At 62.9% G+C, this 14251-nt stretch carries 16 protein-coding genes; 6 read left to right on the plus strand and 10 right to left on the minus strand.

Translation table 11 applies throughout. The features are described 5' to 3' along the window. Positions 1-5: 5 nt before the first annotated feature. The 6 genes from ACOQFP_RS11615 to adhP form a co-directional block, all read right to left on the minus strand. A complete protein-coding gene (locus ACOQFP_RS11615) occupies positions 6-803 on the minus strand; it encodes a GAF and ANTAR domain-containing protein (RefSeq protein WP_341243480.1) in 798 nt (265 codons plus the stop codon). Positions 804-920: 117 nt separating this feature from the next. After that, positions 921-2312, minus strand: coding sequence for an NAD-dependent succinate-semialdehyde dehydrogenase (locus ACOQFP_RS11620; RefSeq protein ID WP_206492059.1), 1392 nt, complete (start codon positions 2310-2312; stop codon positions 921-923). A 26-nt stretch (positions 2313-2338) separates the two neighbouring features. Further along, positions 2339-3751 carry an NAD(P)(+) transhydrogenase (Re/Si-specific) subunit beta gene (locus tag ACOQFP_RS11625; protein WP_341243471.1) on the minus strand — a complete coding sequence of 471 codons (1413 nt, stop codon included), beginning with the start codon at positions 3749-3751 and terminating at the stop codon, positions 2339-2341. Further along, a complete protein-coding gene (locus tag ACOQFP_RS11630) occupies positions 3748-4059 on the minus strand; it encodes an NAD(P) transhydrogenase subunit alpha (protein WP_206492057.1) in 312 nt (103 codons plus the stop codon). The genes ACOQFP_RS11625 and ACOQFP_RS11630 overlap by 4 nt, the downstream gene beginning before the upstream one ends. Beyond that, positions 4056-5201: an NAD(P) transhydrogenase subunit alpha gene (locus ACOQFP_RS11635; protein ID WP_341243472.1), complete on the minus strand. Its 1146-nt coding sequence runs from the start codon at positions 5199-5201 to the stop codon at positions 4056-4058. Before ACOQFP_RS11635 ends, ACOQFP_RS11630 begins: the two co-directional genes overlap by 4 nt. 29 nt (positions 5202-5230) lie before the next feature. Further along, a complete protein-coding gene (adhP, locus tag ACOQFP_RS11640; RefSeq protein ID WP_421584410.1) occupies positions 5231-6241 on the minus strand; it encodes an alcohol dehydrogenase AdhP in 1011 nt (336 codons plus the stop codon). 394 nt (positions 6242-6635) lie between these two features. On the opposite strand from adhP, the gene ACOQFP_RS11645 reads away from it, so the two are divergent. Beyond that, positions 6636-6893: a hypothetical protein gene (locus ACOQFP_RS11645; protein WP_421584415.1), complete on the plus strand. Its 258-nt coding sequence runs from the start codon at positions 6636-6638 to the stop codon at positions 6891-6893. On the opposite strand, the gene ACOQFP_RS11650 is transcribed toward ACOQFP_RS11645, so the two are convergent. The 3 genes from ACOQFP_RS11650 to ACOQFP_RS11660 form a co-directional block, all read right to left on the minus strand. After that, on the minus strand, positions 6868-7368 hold the full coding sequence (locus ACOQFP_RS11650) for a flavodoxin domain-containing protein (RefSeq protein WP_341243473.1): 501 nt from the start codon (positions 7366-7368) through the stop codon (positions 6868-6870). The two genes, ACOQFP_RS11645 and ACOQFP_RS11650, sit on opposite strands and share 26 nt — an antisense overlap. A 25-nt stretch (positions 7369-7393) precedes the next feature. Beyond that, entirely contained in the window at positions 7394-7825 is a 432-nt protein-coding gene (locus ACOQFP_RS11655; RefSeq protein ID WP_421584411.1) for a hypothetical protein, read from the minus strand. A gap of 269 nt (positions 7826-8094) precedes the next feature. Then, positions 8095-9474, minus strand: coding sequence for an MBL fold metallo-hydrolase (locus ACOQFP_RS11660; protein ID WP_341243475.1), 1380 nt, complete (start codon positions 9472-9474; stop codon positions 8095-8097). A gap of 125 nt (positions 9475-9599) precedes the next feature. Here ACOQFP_RS11660 and ACOQFP_RS11665 point away from each other — a divergent pair, with 125 nt between their 5' ends. The 3 genes from ACOQFP_RS11665 to ACOQFP_RS11675 all read left to right on the plus strand — a co-directional run bounded on the left by ACOQFP_RS11665 (position 9600) and on the right by ACOQFP_RS11675 (position 11147). Continuing rightward, a complete protein-coding gene (locus tag ACOQFP_RS11665) occupies positions 9600-10373 on the plus strand; it encodes a sulfite exporter TauE/SafE family protein (RefSeq protein ID WP_341243476.1) in 774 nt (257 codons plus the stop codon). A gap of 117 nt (positions 10374-10490) precedes the next feature. Continuing rightward, positions 10491-10799: a WhiB family transcriptional regulator gene (locus ACOQFP_RS11670; protein ID WP_206492050.1), complete on the plus strand. Its 309-nt coding sequence runs from the start codon at positions 10491-10493 to the stop codon at positions 10797-10799. Positions 10800-10919: 120 nt separating this feature from the next. Next, positions 10920-11147, plus strand: a complete 228-nt coding sequence (locus ACOQFP_RS11675; protein WP_421584412.1) for an ANTAR domain-containing protein — start codon at positions 10920-10922, stop codon at positions 11145-11147. 139 nt (positions 11148-11286) lie between these two features. Here ACOQFP_RS11675 and ACOQFP_RS11680 read toward each other — a convergent pair whose 3' ends face one another. Next, positions 11287-12501: a DICT sensory domain-containing protein gene (locus tag ACOQFP_RS11680; RefSeq protein WP_206492049.1), complete on the minus strand. Its 1215-nt coding sequence runs from the start codon at positions 12499-12501 to the stop codon at positions 11287-11289. A gap of 438 nt (positions 12502-12939) precedes the next feature. Between ACOQFP_RS11680 and praA the strand changes: the two genes are divergently transcribed. Next, positions 12940-13449, plus strand: coding sequence for an alkane oxidation protein activator PraA (gene praA, locus ACOQFP_RS11685; RefSeq protein WP_341245229.1), 510 nt, complete (start codon positions 12940-12942; stop codon positions 13447-13449). Between the two features lie 40 nt (positions 13450-13489). Beyond that, positions 13490-14209: a hypothetical protein gene (locus ACOQFP_RS11690; protein ID WP_206492047.1), complete on the plus strand. Its 720-nt coding sequence runs from the start codon at positions 13490-13492 to the stop codon at positions 14207-14209. The last annotated feature ends 42 nt before the right edge of the window (positions 14210-14251 follow it).

The raw sequence follows: 14251 nt of genomic DNA on the forward strand, positions 1-14251 counted from the left end.
TCGGTCTATGTGCGCCGGCGTCGCGAGCGCGCTGCCTTCATCGCCTCGGCGACCATGGACTGAGCAACCGCAGCCATCTTCTTGTGCTCGCTCTGACTGATGGATCGAAGCTTCCCGTATCCCTCGACCTCGCTGCAGCCAGTTCTACTGATCAGTATCCCGATGGCCTGGTCGATCACTGCACGGCTGCCCAATGCCTTCTCGAGCTGCGCTGTCAGTTGCACCGCGCTGTCGAGTGCACGTGCGTTCTGTACCGAGATCGCCGCGGGTACCGCAAAGAGTTCGCCCAGTTCGGCCGCCCTGTCGTCGAAGGCATCCGGTCGATGCGCGTAGACGTTCATGGCACCCAACACGATCGACTTCGTCATCAACGGCAGCGACAACACGCTGTGCACACCCAGTCGGCTCACTCGAGGACCGAACTCGGGCCATTGAGAATCGGTGCCCAGCGAACCGGACCGTACTGTGATTCCCTCCGCTGCCGCGGTGATGCACGGACCCTGACCCAGGCCGTACTGAATGTCGTCGACCACACCGACGAAATCTGCGCTGGCCACAATGGTCGCGGGCAGGTCCGGATGCAGCAGCGTCAACCCGGCACCGTCTGCACACGGAATTGCCCGCACTGCGAATTCTGCGATGTGAGAAAGGGTTTCCGGCAGGGACATTGTGCTCATGGCCAGTCGGCCGAGGCCGGCCAGGCTGGCTCGGAAGTCGTCGTCGAACTCGTCGGTGCCGGGTTGCCCCGAACCAGGGAGGACCGGGGTCGACACGTCCGGATCACCGGTGTGCTCTGCATTCATCGCCACTCGATTCACTGTGGGCGCACGCACTGGTCGAGCGCATACCTGCCCACCCCGAACCCTACGGCGTATCGAAGCGCGAGGAAGTACCTACGGTGACCCGGACCGGCCCGGCTCTCAGGCCGGAGCGTCGATGGGAACGGTGTTGATCAGCTTCTTGTTGACGAATTCCTGGATTCCGGCCGAGGACAACTCGTGGCCGTATCCGGACTTCTTGACGCCACCGAACGGCAGATCGGCTCGCGTCCAGGTGGGATGGTTGACGAACACCATTCCGGTGTCGATCTTCTGAGCGAGCGCTTCACCACGTGGGATATCGGAGGTGAAGATCGATCCGCCGAGCCCGTAGCTGGAGTCGTTGGCTATCCGAACGGCATCATCGGCATCGGTCGCGCGGAAGATCAACGCCACCGGCCCGAAGAACTCCATGTCGTAGACCGGGTTGTCGGCCGAGATCTGTGTGATCACGGTGGGTTGTACGAACGCTCCCGAGGACGGGACCGCGGGGCCCACCTCGGTGACGATCGCACCGTGTTCACGTGCTGTTTTGACCTGTGACCGCAGCCCGTCGGCAGCTGCCTGCGAGGACATCGGCGGTAACGTCGTGGTGACGAGCAGCGGATCGCCAGCGGCAAGGCCGGCCATAGCGTCGAGGAATTTGCCGGTGAATTCGTCGGCAATGCTCTCTTCGACGATGATTCGCTTCGACGCCACGCAGCATTGGCCGCCGTTGTTCATCCGGCCCCACAGAGCCCACGCGACTGTCTTGTCCATGTCGGCATCGGCCAGGACGATCAATGCATCGGTGCCGCCGAGTTCCATGGTCGACTTCTTCAGGTTCTTGCCCGCCCGCGCCGCGACGATGGCGCCGGCCTGTTCGCTTCCGGTGAGCGCCACCCCACGGATGCGCGGATCGTCGATCATCGAGGAGAGCTGTTCCTTGGTTGCATAGATGTTGGAGTACAACCCCTTCGGTGCACCGGCGTCGAGAAAGAGCTTCTCGAACGCGGCTGCCGACTGAGGAACGATGGAGGCGTGTTTGACGATGACGACATTGCCGGCCATCAGGTTCGGGCCGGCAACGCGGGCCAGCTGGTAGTACGGAAAGTTCCACGGCTGAATGCCGAGAAGTATCCCCAGCGGCTCACTGTGCACTACGGCGCGGCCGGTCTCCCCCGGCTTCGACGGCAGGACCTGCGGGGCGAGGAAGGCCTCGGCGTTGTCTGCGTAGTACTCGAGGATGGAGGCGGACAGCTCTACCTCGCCCAGGCTTTCGGCGTACAGCTTGCCCATCTCGAGGGTGAGGAGGCGGGCGTACTCGGCTGCGTTGTCGCGGAGCAGAACCGCGGCACGGTGCATGATCCGTGCTCGTTCGTCGAAGGACGTGTCCTTCCACGAGAGAAACGTCGATTGTGCGGTCACCACCACGTTGTCCAACTCGTGGTCGGTGATGTCGCTGAAGGTGGCCACCGTCTGATTGGTGAACGGATTGGTCGATGCATAGGACATGGAATGCTCCTGTCATATTTCCCGCGTCAGGCGACGAGGGTTTTGATTGCCGAGAGAAGCTGCTGCAGAGAGGTTTTGGCATCTCCGAACAGCATGGTGGTATTGGGTTCGGTGAACAGCTCGTTGTCGATTCCTGCGTACCCGTGGCCCATCGACCGCTTCAGTACCACGACGCTTTTGGCCTTGTCCACGTCGAGAATCGGCATCCCGGACACTGCATTGCCGGGTCTGCGGGCAGCGGGGTTGGTGACGTCGTTCGCTCCGACCACCAATGCGACATCCGCAAGCGGGAACTCGGGATTGCTGCCATCGAGGTCGTGTAGTTGTTCGTAGGGCACGTTCGCCTCGGCGAGAAGAACGTTCATCTGCCCGGGCATCCGGCCGGCGACCGGGTGAATGGCGTAGCTGACGTCGATACCTCGCTCGGCCAACAGGTTGCCGAGATCGGCGCACTCTCGCTGAGCGCGAGCCGCTGCAAGTCCGTACCCGGGAACGATCATCACCTTGTGGGCGTACGCGAGTTGAATCGCGACGTCGTCGGCGGTGGTTTCGCGCGCCGGCGTCCCAGCGGCGTCACCCTTTTCGGCACTCGCCTCCCCGCCGACCCCGAATCCACCGATGACGATGGAGGCGATCGAGCGGTTCATCGCCTTACCCATCAGCACGCTCAGTATCGTTCCGGCAGAACCGACCAGGGCTCCAGCGACGATCATGATGGTGCTTCCCAGTGCGAATCCTGCCATTGCTACCGCAATTCCGGTGCAGGCGTTGAGTAGCGAGATCACCACGGGCATGTCCGCGCCGCCGATGGGCAGAACTACGAGCAATCCGACCGACAGCGCCGACACGACGAGGACTGCAAGCGGTGCCATGCCGTCAGGAGTGAGTACCGACCAGATCACCGCGAGGAGTGCGACCGCCACCGCAGTTGCCTCCAGCATCCGGTGCGCCGGGAGTCGAATCGGGTTGCCGGACACGAAGCCTTGTAGCTTTCCGGCGGCGATGAGCGAGCCGGTCACCGTCACCGATCCGATCAGGATTCCCAGCGCCGTGGGTACAGCCGCGCTGATTGCGGCGTTCGCGCTCGCCCGGAGCGTCTCGTCGACGGCGATCAGGGCCGCTGCCCCGCCCCCGACCATGTTGAACGCGCTGACCAGCTGCGGCATCGCGGTCATCTTCACCCGCCTACCGGTGAGCGCCCCGATGAGCGCGCCGGTTGCGACCGCGATGATCAGTACCACCAGGGCCGCGGTCCACTCGAACCCGGCTTCGGCTGCGTGTACTCCGGCGATCACCACGGCCGCACCCATGCCGAATGCGGAGATCGCGTTGCCGCGTCTGGCCGTGCGAGGTGAGTTCATCAGGTGCAGCCCCACCACGAAGGCCACGGCGCAGGCCAGATACAGCAGCGACCGCACACCCGTGTCGGTTGTCGTCATTTCGAGCTCCGTTCATGATGAACCGCGGCGTCGTGGTGGAACATGGCGAGCATCCGGTCGGTCACGATGTATCCGCCCACTACGTTGATCGACGCGAGCATTGCGGCGAATGCCATGAGCACGAGTCCGATCGGACTGTCCACCCGGCCCGCGATGAGGATGACGCCGATGAGCACTACGCCGTGGATTGCGTTGGCACCGGACATGAGTGGTGTGTGCAGGGTGGCGGGCACCTTGCTGATCACTTCGGCACCGACCAGGACTGCCAGCACGAATACGGTGATGGCGGTGACGAGATCGCTGTTCACGATGCAATTCCGTTCGCCATCGCAGGCGTCTGCTGCGCTGAATTCTTCTGGGGCCGGTCGGCGTGTCCCCGGCCGACGACGATCGCCGCGTCGATCGGATCATCGGGATCGATGTCCAGCTGGTCATCGCGAACGAAGTGTGCAATCACGTCGGCGATATTGCGTGCGTATGCATCCGAGGCGGCGGAGGACACCGTGGCCGCAAGATTGCCGGCCCCGATGATGCTGACGCCGTGGGCGGTGTGAGTGGTGGTGTCCGGCACCGAGCCCTCGACGTTCCCGCCGAGGCTGCTGGCCGCCATGTCCAGCACGACCGATCCCGGCCGCATACCGTCGATCGCAGCGGTCGTGACGAGAGTCGGAGGACGATGCCCCGGGACTCTGGCCGTGGTGATCACGATGTCGAATGCGTCAAGCGCGGTGTCCATGGCCTTCTGTTGTGCGTCCTGTTCTTCTGTGGTCAGCGAGCGCGCGTAGCCGTCGGAGGTGGTGCTCGAGATGTCGCCTGCGAGTTCGAGGAACCTGGCACCGAGGGACTCGATTTCCGAGCGACATTCGGGCCGGATGTCGTATCCGGTGACGTCTGCGCCCAGCCGACGGGCAGTGGCAATCGCCTGCAGGCCCGCCACACCGGCTCCGAGGACGACGAGAGTGGTCGGCCGGGACGTTCCGGCCGCGGTGATCATCATCGGCAGATACCGCCCGAACAGTCCGGCTGCCACGATGACTGCCTTGTAGCCCGCGACGCTGTCCTGCGAAGTCATCGCGTCCATCGATTGCGCGTTGCTCATCGTCCTGGGCAGCAGGGCGAGATCGATTCCGACGATCGACCGTGTGTTCAAGGTCTTCGCCAGGGACTTGTCGGATGTGGTGTGCAGCATGCCGACCAGAAACTGCCCGGAATGCATGGCAGCAAGTACCTCCGGTGATGGTGGCCGGATGCAGGTGATCACTGCCGCGTCGGCGATGATTCGCTGGCGCGAGCACACCTCGGCTCCCGATGCCGCGAACTCGTCGTCGGAGATGAACGCACCGGCACCGGCACCGGCTTCGACCAGAACCTTCACACCGTGAGTGGCCAGCCTGGTGATCGACTTCGGGGTAACGCTGACTCGTTGTTCACCGGGGAAGCACTCCGTCAATGCACCTACTGTGAAGGATAATTCGGCCATCAGAACTCGAAGACCTGTCGGGCCGTGACCCGTCCGGCCATCAGGTCTGCGAAACACTCGTTGACCTCGTCGAGCTTGCGAGAGACGGCCGAGACGGTTGTTCGCCCGGCCGCATGCAGCGCAAAGACTTCACGAAGATCTTCTCGGGTGCCGACAATGGAGCCCAGGACCGAAATACCGCCGACGACGGTATCGAAGATCGGTACCGGAAACACGCCGTGTGCGGGCATCGAGACGCAGACCAGCCGGCCTCCGCGGCGCAATGATTTGAATGCCTGATCGAAAACCGTGGGGTTGACGGCCAAGACGATCGCCACATCGGCACCACCGAGCGCGTGGATGGCTTCCACCGGGTCGGTGGTCGACGAATTGACGATGTGGTCGGCACCGAGTTCACGGGCAAGCTCGAGTTTTTCGTCCTCGATATCGACTGCGGTGACGAATCCGCCCGCGATCTTGGCGTACTGCACGGCCATGTGGCCGAGTCCGCCGATACCGAAGATGGCAACGCGTTGCGTCGGCGTAACCCCGCCGATTTTGACGGCCTTGTAGGTCGTCAATCCTGCGCAGGTCAGTGGCGCCGCATCGAAGGAGGTGATGCCCTCGGGCACGCGAACTACGTAACCTGCATCTGCCACAGCGTATTCGGCGTACGCGCCGTCGATCGAATAGCCGCTGTTCTGCTGCTTCAAGCACAGCGTTTCCCAACCGGAAATGCAGTAATCGCATTCACCACAGGCCGAACCGAGCCATGCGATGGCCACGCGCTCTCCGATTCGTTCCTTCGATACTTGCGACCCGACTGCCTCGATGGTGCCGATACCTTCATGGCCCGGCACGAAGGGCACTGTCGGCTTGGCCGGCCAGTCACCTTGTGCCGCATGGATATCGGTATGGCAGACCCCGCACGTCTCCATCTTCACGAGCACCTGATGGGGCGCAGGTGTCGGAACCGGGATGTCCTTGACGACCAGTGGCTTTCCGAACTCGGTGACAACAGCAGCTTTCATCGCGGGTTTCCTCCAACTTTCGAACCAATGCCGTTCTCGACCGTCGAGCGATGCACACTGTCGATGGTGGACGCTTCCTCGATCGACATGTAGGGCCGGAAGTCACCACCCGGTCGGGACGGATCTCAGACGATGCAGAGCCGGGAGGCACCGGCTCTGCAGATCGAGGTCTTTCGTCCCTGGCGCACCACAGCGACGTGAAACACACTCGCTTCCATGGACTCTGCTGCACAATGCCTGTCGACGTCCGGCCCGCGATGAACCTGTGGAGAAGACATCCGGGTGTCCGAACCGGTGACGCGCTGACCACCGGTGAGCGAACGGCCGATTACGTTCGGAACGGGATGGGTTCGACCCGTACCCGTTCATCCTGCTCAATCTGTTCCTGTCACTGATCGCCGAGCTTCAGGGAGCGATACTGCTGATATCGGCGAAGCGCGTAGATTCGGTGAGTAGCGAGGTTGCTGTACATACACTTTCGAATACTGCGCTGCTGCAGGACATGATCGAGACGAATACTGTCTTGATCGAATCGGTGGAGCAGTTGGCGGCGGAAATACACATGCACGTCTGCCCATCGGCGCATCGTCCCGGTGCCGGATCGGCGTTGTCGGTACCGAAATCGGTTACCAGCCAGGTCTCTCGACTGTGAGGCGAGCGAGTATCTCTCGCGCCCAGTTGCACACGAGGACCCAGTCTCTGAAGTCTCCGGCGATTGCGCCGGAGGCGGCGAATATCTGACGTTCCCCTACCGAAAGCCGTTCTGCATCCAGCTTTCCTGGAAACGTTCGGTGTGAGGTGGCATTCAATGCCGACACCGCGTGCGCGGCGTCGGAGGTGTCGTTGACCGGTCTGTCGCTCGAGTGCAGGGGGCCACAAGAGAACAACCACACGGGTGGGTGAGCCCACGTGGAGACCCTGGCGACCAAATCGTTGACGGCTGGAAGCCAGCGATCGGAGTAGACGGCGCTGCCGATGACCAGTGCGTCGTATCGGCTGACATCGATGACGGAGTCCGGAGAACGCATGTCGACCTCGGCACCCCCGTGCTGAAAAACCCTCGTCATCTCCTGCGCGAGCGACTCCGTCGCGCCGTGGCGTCCGGCCGTGGACACCAGAATGTTCATGGGTTCGCCCAATCCACGTCGCACATCATGCGTTGCAAGGCTCGAGGCGATTCGCGAGCACGGTCATGCGCCACCCGCGGAGAGCGACGAAGACACCGATTACACCGAAAAATGCTTGCAACCAACTTGTTTCGCCTATCACGGCGGGCTGAATTGCCACCCACGCGACGAGCAGCACCCCAGCCATGTGGGCGAGGGGGCCGGACTTCCCTCCCCCTGCGAAAGCCAACGCCGCCGCCATCCCCATCGGCACACCGACCACCAGAACCAAAGCGAGTCCAGCGAGTCCTGCACTCGACATCGGTAGTCGTGCCTGCGCATCGGCACCGAGATCGATCGCACCCGAAGCCAAACCGATCGCGCCGCCGAATGCGTTGATCGACACGCCAGCGCACACCGAACCGAGCCATGGCCATCGCCGATTCGGCACGGTGAGCACTTGCGTTGTAGGGATCATCGGTCCAGCTTGGCCGAGGTGCCACGAGCGAACTAGAGCACAAGGTCCCCGCTGTGCAGGGTGGTTCAGCGGCGCAAGAACGACTGCACAGCTCGGTGCTCCTGGCGAAGCGGTGCCGCTTCTGCGCGGCACGAACAACGGTCGGTTACGGCCACCGACGACATGACCGCGTCGATATGTTCACCGCAGCCGCCCCACCCGGTCTTGTGGCACTTCTGGCAGGTAACGGGGTAACACATGATTTTCTCCTCTACGGGTCGAATGAACTATCAGGCCGAGACGTGTGCGTCGGCCCAGGCGTTGTATCCGCCCACCAAGTCCGACACGTTCTCGAACCCCTGCGCACGCAGCAGCGAGGCAGCCACGCTCGAACGCCACCCGCCGGCGCAATGCACCACCACCGGTCTCCCGGTCGGAACGTCGTCGAGCCGAGTCCGCAACTGCGCCAGCGGGATCGCGATCGCACCAGGTATGGTGCCGAATTCGCGTTCACCGGGGTTGCGAATGTCGACCAGCGTCACCTCGTCTGCGGCGAGCAGTGCATCGAGTTGCTCGACGGTGGTGCGGGTTGCTGCCTCGACCAGCGCGGTCAGCCCCTCGGGGAACTGTCCGTCCCGGTCCACTGTGAGATAGCCGATCACATTGTCCGATCCAACCCTGGCCAAACGAAGTGCGGCCTCCTGTTCCTCGCCCGGGTATGCAATGAGGACGATGCGTCCGCCGATCTCCGCGACCATGCCGCCGGTCTCGGCGAAGCGACCGTCGAATCCCACATTGACCGACCCACGAAGGTGGCCGGCCGCGAAGTCGTCCACACTGCGCGCGTCGAGGACCCTGGTTCCGGCGGCCAGCTCCCCACCGACATCGTCCGGCGTCAAAGCCGGGATCGTGCGGGTCGGCGAGAGCAGTGGATGAACCTGCTTGTTCATCGCCGCGTCGGCGGAAAAGTACGACGGTGCCGCCGGTTGGCCCTCGGTGACCAGTGCAACGAAGGCGTCCTCACTCATCGGCTGTACCGAGGGGTTGGTCGCTCGCTGCTCGCCGATGGTGGACGTCAGCTCGGTGGACAGGTTCTTTCCGCATGACGAGCCGGCCCCGTGAGCAGGCATGACGACGACCTGATCCGGCAGTTCCAACAATGTGTTGTGCACTGTGCGATACATTGCCCTGGCGAGGTCGGTGGTGGATCCCTCTCCGAGGTTGACGAGATCGGGTCGCCCGACATCGCCGATGAAGAGGGAGTCGCCAGTGAGGACGGCAGCGGGTGTGGCCCCGGGGTGCTCACGAACCAGCACCGAGATCGACTCCCACGTGTGACCTGGCGTGGACAAGATCTCGAGTTCGACCTCGCCGAGAGACAGACGCTCACCGTCGCGCAGCCGCCTGATGGGATAGTCGGTCTCGGCAGCCTCACCGAAGCCGATCCAGGCACCGGTTGCGTCGACCAGTTCGAGGTGTCCCGAAACGAAGTCGGCATGAAAGTGAGTGTTGATGACGCCTTCGATCGTGAGACCGTGCTTCACCGCGTCGTCGAGATATTCGGCGATGTCGCGACGCGGGTCGACGACTATCGCGCGTCCGGTGCTCTGATCTCCGATCAGATACGAGGCATGAGACAGGCATTCGAGGTAGTACTGCTCGAGGATCACGGGTTCCTCCGTTCGAGAGTCGCCGGGCGAGTGTCGCGCGGTGGTAAACACAGTGTGCAATACCCCATAGGGTATGTCAAGTACCCCCTGGGGTATATGATCGAGGCAACGGATTGGAGCGGACGATGACCTTGATGCTGGCACTGGGATTCGGTGCGGCGATCGGAGTTCTGCTGGGCCTGCTCGGCGGCGGCGGATCCATCCTCGCGGTTCCGGTGTTGGTGTTCGGACTGGGATTGGGTATGGAGGAAGCTATCCCCGTCTCACTGATCGTCGTCGGCGCAGCCTCGGCCGTGGGAGTGATACCGAAACTGCGAGCCCACCGCGTCGAATGGCGACTGGCGGCCGTATTCGCTGCGACCGGTATTCCTGCAACGTTCGCCGGCAGCGCCATCGGCCGGTTGTTGCCGGAGCGCATACTGCTGCTCGGATTCGCAGCAGTGATGATCGCCGCGGGAGCTCGGATGCTCGCCGAGAAGGGCGACCTCGGAACAGCCTGCAAGACATCGACTTCGGGAATCAACTGGAGACACTGCGCACCTCGCTCGATTCCGGCGGGGCTGGCCGTCGGGTTCATGACCGGACTGTTCGGCGTGGGCGGCGGCTTCCTCATCATTCCGGTGCTGGTCCTGATGCTCGGCATAGAAATGTCGGTCGCGGTAGGTACCTCATTGGTCATCATCGTCGCCAACTCCGTCGCAGGCCTCTTCTCGCATCTGAGTGGTACGAGCATCGACTGGTCGATCACCCTCGCGTTTGCCGGTACCGCAATCCTCGGCTCCCTCTTGGCCGCACACTTCGGGACGCGACTCGACACAGCCCGACTGCAACGCCTGTTCGCATACCTGGTGTTCGCAGTGGCCGGGTACGTCATCATCGACGCCCTGCTCTTGAACTGACTCAGGTACGGCTGCGGCACCCCTGGCGCGGCGCAGCACATTTGGGTGTTTCGAGTTCTGCGCAACGGGGAACAGAGGTCGTGCAACGATCGGCACGACGCGAAACGGATCACGACGATGACAGATGACCAGGTCTGGCGCCTCAAGGGTGCGTGCATCGACGACATGGATGCCTACGACTCGCAACAGCTTCCTCGGCACGGACGCAAGCGAGCCGAACGAGCGTGGCGCTTGTGCGCCGACTGCCCGGTGTTGCGCAACTGTGCCGAGCAGACTGCCCGCGATATCGAGTCGGGGCGAATTCCGGTAGGTGTGGTCGTCGCCGGTGCTGCGTACCACGACAACGCGAGCAATGGCCGACGCACGGATGCGTACCGAACACTCGAGTTCCTCATCGGTCGCCCGCTGTCGAATCCCGCTGCTTGATAACCGTCAGGCAACAGATCGCTACATAGCCGATCACGACAACGGCTCTGTTCGACGCCGAATCGGCGGGTCGTCGCCGTGTCCGCCCAGGCCGCGAAGGCGCACGGAACAATAGAGCGCATGAATACAGGCGGTGCGCAGAACTCCGAGACTTCGGACGATGTTGTATCGGTGCTGAGCCAGCGAGCGCCGATAGAACAGGCAAAAGGGATGCTGATGGCGATTCATCGCATCGACGCCGACGCTGCGTTCGCTCGACTCGTCGAGGTGTCACAGCACAGCAACCGCAAGCTCAGGGATGTCGCTCAGGACTTCGTCGATCAGGCCTCGGCGAGCAACATCCGTTAGAGAAAACGGCCCCGCACGCTGTGGTTTCAACGTGCGGGGCCTGAGCAATGGGGCAGTCCGGACTGCGGCATCACCTTGGTGCGGTATGCCCTTCGTTGTCTGCCCGAAACATCACGATCATTCCGCTGCCTCGCGCTCGTCAGAACCGAGCCAGGATCGCACGCGCACAACGTACTACGGTCGCTCGGTCGTAGGACATCACGTAGTCGAACTCGCGCTCTGCGTCCACTTCACCACGGTGCAGATCGATGGCGGCGAGCACTCCGCAGAAATGCGGTCCGAGAACCACCACGTTCCACTCCTCGACGAGTGGATCCGTCGGATCGAGGGGCGCATGCACTACGCCCCCGTCCTGTACGTATCCCATCCCCACGCCGTAGACGCCTGCATACGATATCTGGTCGGCCGTCGACACCCAGCGGGCGCGAGTGGTCTCGGTGAAATGTTCCGACCTCTGAAAAGTACCGAGTATCAACGTTTCCGGACCCGATGCGGCCGCCTGCATCTCGAGTGACGTGCTCATCGCAACCAGCAGTCGCTTGGTGCTGCGTATGGGCGTCCTACCGCCGAACGCGATCGCACAGGGCGATTCGGCAGAAACGGACGGGGTGCTCCAGGTGGGGAACGGAGGCATCGCCTCGGCAGCGTCGGTCGGCAGCTCGTCGGCCGAGGGCGAGGCGGGGTACAGCTCGCCCACCCCGTACGTTGCCCCGAGACTCAAGGCCCGGATGCGATGCAACGGAGTGTCGACTCCGCTTGCCACGACCACAGCGCCCGTTCGTTCCACCTGAGCCGAAACCGCATGGGAGGTCCGCGCAGTCGTCAGGTCCGGACGAGCGGCCACCATCGATGCGGCGAAAATGATCACGTCCGGTTCGATGAGCGGTAACAGGGTCAACGATTGCGGCCGGCGGCCCACCTCGTCGACCGCGATCACTTTGCCTTCGAGCCGCGCTTTCTCGATTGCGGCGAGCGTGCGAGCCGGACTGTCCACCAGTGCCGCTTCGGTGACCACGACGATGTCGCGGCGCAACTGTTCTTCGGTCACCTCGTCTATGGCGGCGAGTGATTCCACATCCATGGAAACGAGCATCGGCAACGAGAACGAGGTGTTGATCCGAGCCACTCCCCAGGCGAGAACGTCGAGTTCCCGTTTGGCGTCCATTGCTCTGGCGGCACGCTTGAGCGCCTCGGCGCTGGCAAGCGGACCGTCAGCGGGCCCGCGTAATTGAACCTCGATCGCGGCGAGCGCACCGTTGTCCAGTCGGCAGACCGGGGCGAAATGCGGATGCACCGTCAATTCTCCCGTGTCCGTGTCGACTGTGGATCCTGCTTCTGACAGTGCAAACGTCACCCTTCGAGTCTGTCATGGAAGAGCCCACTCCGTCATACGGGTGCAGTTCGGTATTCAAACCTGTTTTCAGCTCCTGCTTTCACACGATGCTCGACGACGGAGGTGTCGCCCAGACGATCCCAACTATCTCGTTTGGGTAACGTTCGATATCGCTTCGATAACGCAGCGCTGCACGGCGAGCTCGGTGCGGCATATCCAACGACCGGGAAAAACGGGGCGAATGCCGGTGATACTCAGGGCTTTCGGAGTCGCCGCCCAATTCCGTTACCACTGCATACAACAAACATACCGACCGGCTTGTGACTTCTCACAGAGATCAAATGAACCATTTCCGACACCTGTTTCGTGGACCTAACGTCCTCCTCGGTTGCCGGACACCGGTGCCGCCGGATGCCGCCGAAGGGATCCGGAGTCGTCCTGGACTTGGAGGATCGATCGATGAAGCCCAACCCCTCGACCCGCTCTCGCACCATCGCCAGCGCAGTAGCCGCCCTTGCCATCGCGGGAGCGACGATCGGTGCCGCCAACGCCGGTGCCGCCACGATCTCACCGGCCGACACCGCATTCACGGCCCCCGGCACGATTGTCGTGAGCACACCGGCATCGTTCGGAGTGCCCGTCTCCTGCTCGATCAATCTGGTCGGATCCACCAGTCCCGACGGCTCCTCGGCGACGATCACCGACGCCCAGATCAGCGGATCGAACCGCCTGTGCAACCTGCCGGTGCTCCAGAATCTGCCGTGGACCCTCACCCCTACCAGCGCCACCACCGGCGAGGTCTCCAACGTGGGCTTCTCCCTCGTCGGATACAACTGCGGGCCTGCCACCCTCGCCGGATCGTTCGACAACATGACCAACACGCTGACGGCCACCAACCAGCCGATGTCCGGTAATTGCACGATCAACAGCCTGTCGGTTCAGCCCGATCCCGCATTCACCCTGTCCTGACGCCCTCCGCTCGCAGTCACATTTCATCGAAGGAGAACCTGTGAAAATCCGCAACAAGAGTGTCGTCACCATGGCGGCACTGGCATCGTCTGTTGCACTGGCAACAGTGGTGGCCGCCCCCGCCAACGCTGCCGACACGCTCCCCATCACGTTCCAGGCAGATACGACGACGGTCATCGCCAAGACCGGCCAGCCCGTGGTGTTCCCCACCACCGACTTGGTCACCGATGTCAACCTGGTCGGCGGAACGGTAACCGGATCACTCGATTTGCCGCAGGCATCGGCAAATCTCAAGCTCGGACCCGCAACGCTGGCGAAGTTCACCATCTCGATCATCGACGCATCGCCCGTGAGCGGCACCCTCGTCCAAGGGGGACCCGCCGAGGCTCCCACGCTGGATCTCGACGTACAGCAGAGCTTCAAGATCCGAATCGACTCGGTGAAGCCGCTGGGCATCGATACCGGATCGGCTGGTTCCGCGTCGCTCGATCTGATTCCCTCGGGTGCCAATTGCGTCACCGCCGAGACCACGGCCAACCTCACCGGTTCGCTCGACGCAATCGATCTGATCCAGAACAACCAGACCGATTCACACGTCAAGGGCAGCTACACGATTCCGCCGTTCCAGAATTGTGGCGCGTTCACCTCGGTGCTCAACGCGATCATCGCAGGCTCGGGCAACACCCTCGACGTGCATCTGACCAACCCGTTCTTCGACGTCGGAACCCAGGCAGCCATCGCCTCCAAGATGGCGAGCTAGAAGTACGTTCCGATCCCACGGCGGCGTCGATCGGTTCCGATT

The sequence above is a fragment of the Rhodococcus sp. MALMAid1271 genome (assembly GCF_049195265.1).
Classification (GTDB): domain Bacteria; phylum Actinomycetota; class Actinomycetes; order Mycobacteriales; family Mycobacteriaceae; genus Rhodococcoides.

Coding starts and splice junctions, on each gene's coding strand:
- adhP (WP_421584410.1), bottom strand. CDS start 6,241: ATGAAAGCTGCTGTTGTCACCGAGTTCGGAAAGCCACTGGTCGTCAAG.
- ACOQFP_RS11620 (WP_206492059.1), bottom strand. CDS start 2,312: ATGTCCTATGCATCGACCAATCCGTTCACCAATCAGACGGTGGCCACC.
- praA (WP_341245229.1), top strand. CDS start 12,940: ATGAAGCCCAACCCCTCGACCCGCTCTCGCACCATCGCCAGCGCAGTA.
- ACOQFP_RS11650 (WP_341243473.1), bottom strand. CDS start 7,368: ATGAACATTCTGGTGTCCACGGCCGGACGCCACGGCGCGACGGAGTCG.
- ACOQFP_RS11670 (WP_206492050.1), top strand. CDS start 10,491: ATGACAGATGACCAGGTCTGGCGCCTCAAGGGTGCGTGCATCGACGAC.
- ACOQFP_RS11655 (WP_421584411.1), bottom strand. CDS start 7,825: ATGATCCCTACAACGCAAGTGCTCACCGTGCCGAATCGGCGATGGCCA.
- ACOQFP_RS11625 (WP_341243471.1), bottom strand. CDS start 3,751: ATGACGACAACCGACACGGGTGTGCGGTCGCTGCTGTATCTGGCCTGC.
- ACOQFP_RS11615 (WP_341243480.1), bottom strand. CDS start 803: ATGAATGCAGAGCACACCGGTGATCCGGACGTGTCGACCCCGGTCCTC.
- ACOQFP_RS11675 (WP_421584412.1), top strand. CDS start 10,920: ATGAATACAGGCGGTGCGCAGAACTCCGAGACTTCGGACGATGTTGTA.
- ACOQFP_RS11665 (WP_341243476.1), top strand. CDS start 9,600: ATGACCTTGATGCTGGCACTGGGATTCGGTGCGGCGATCGGAGTTCTG.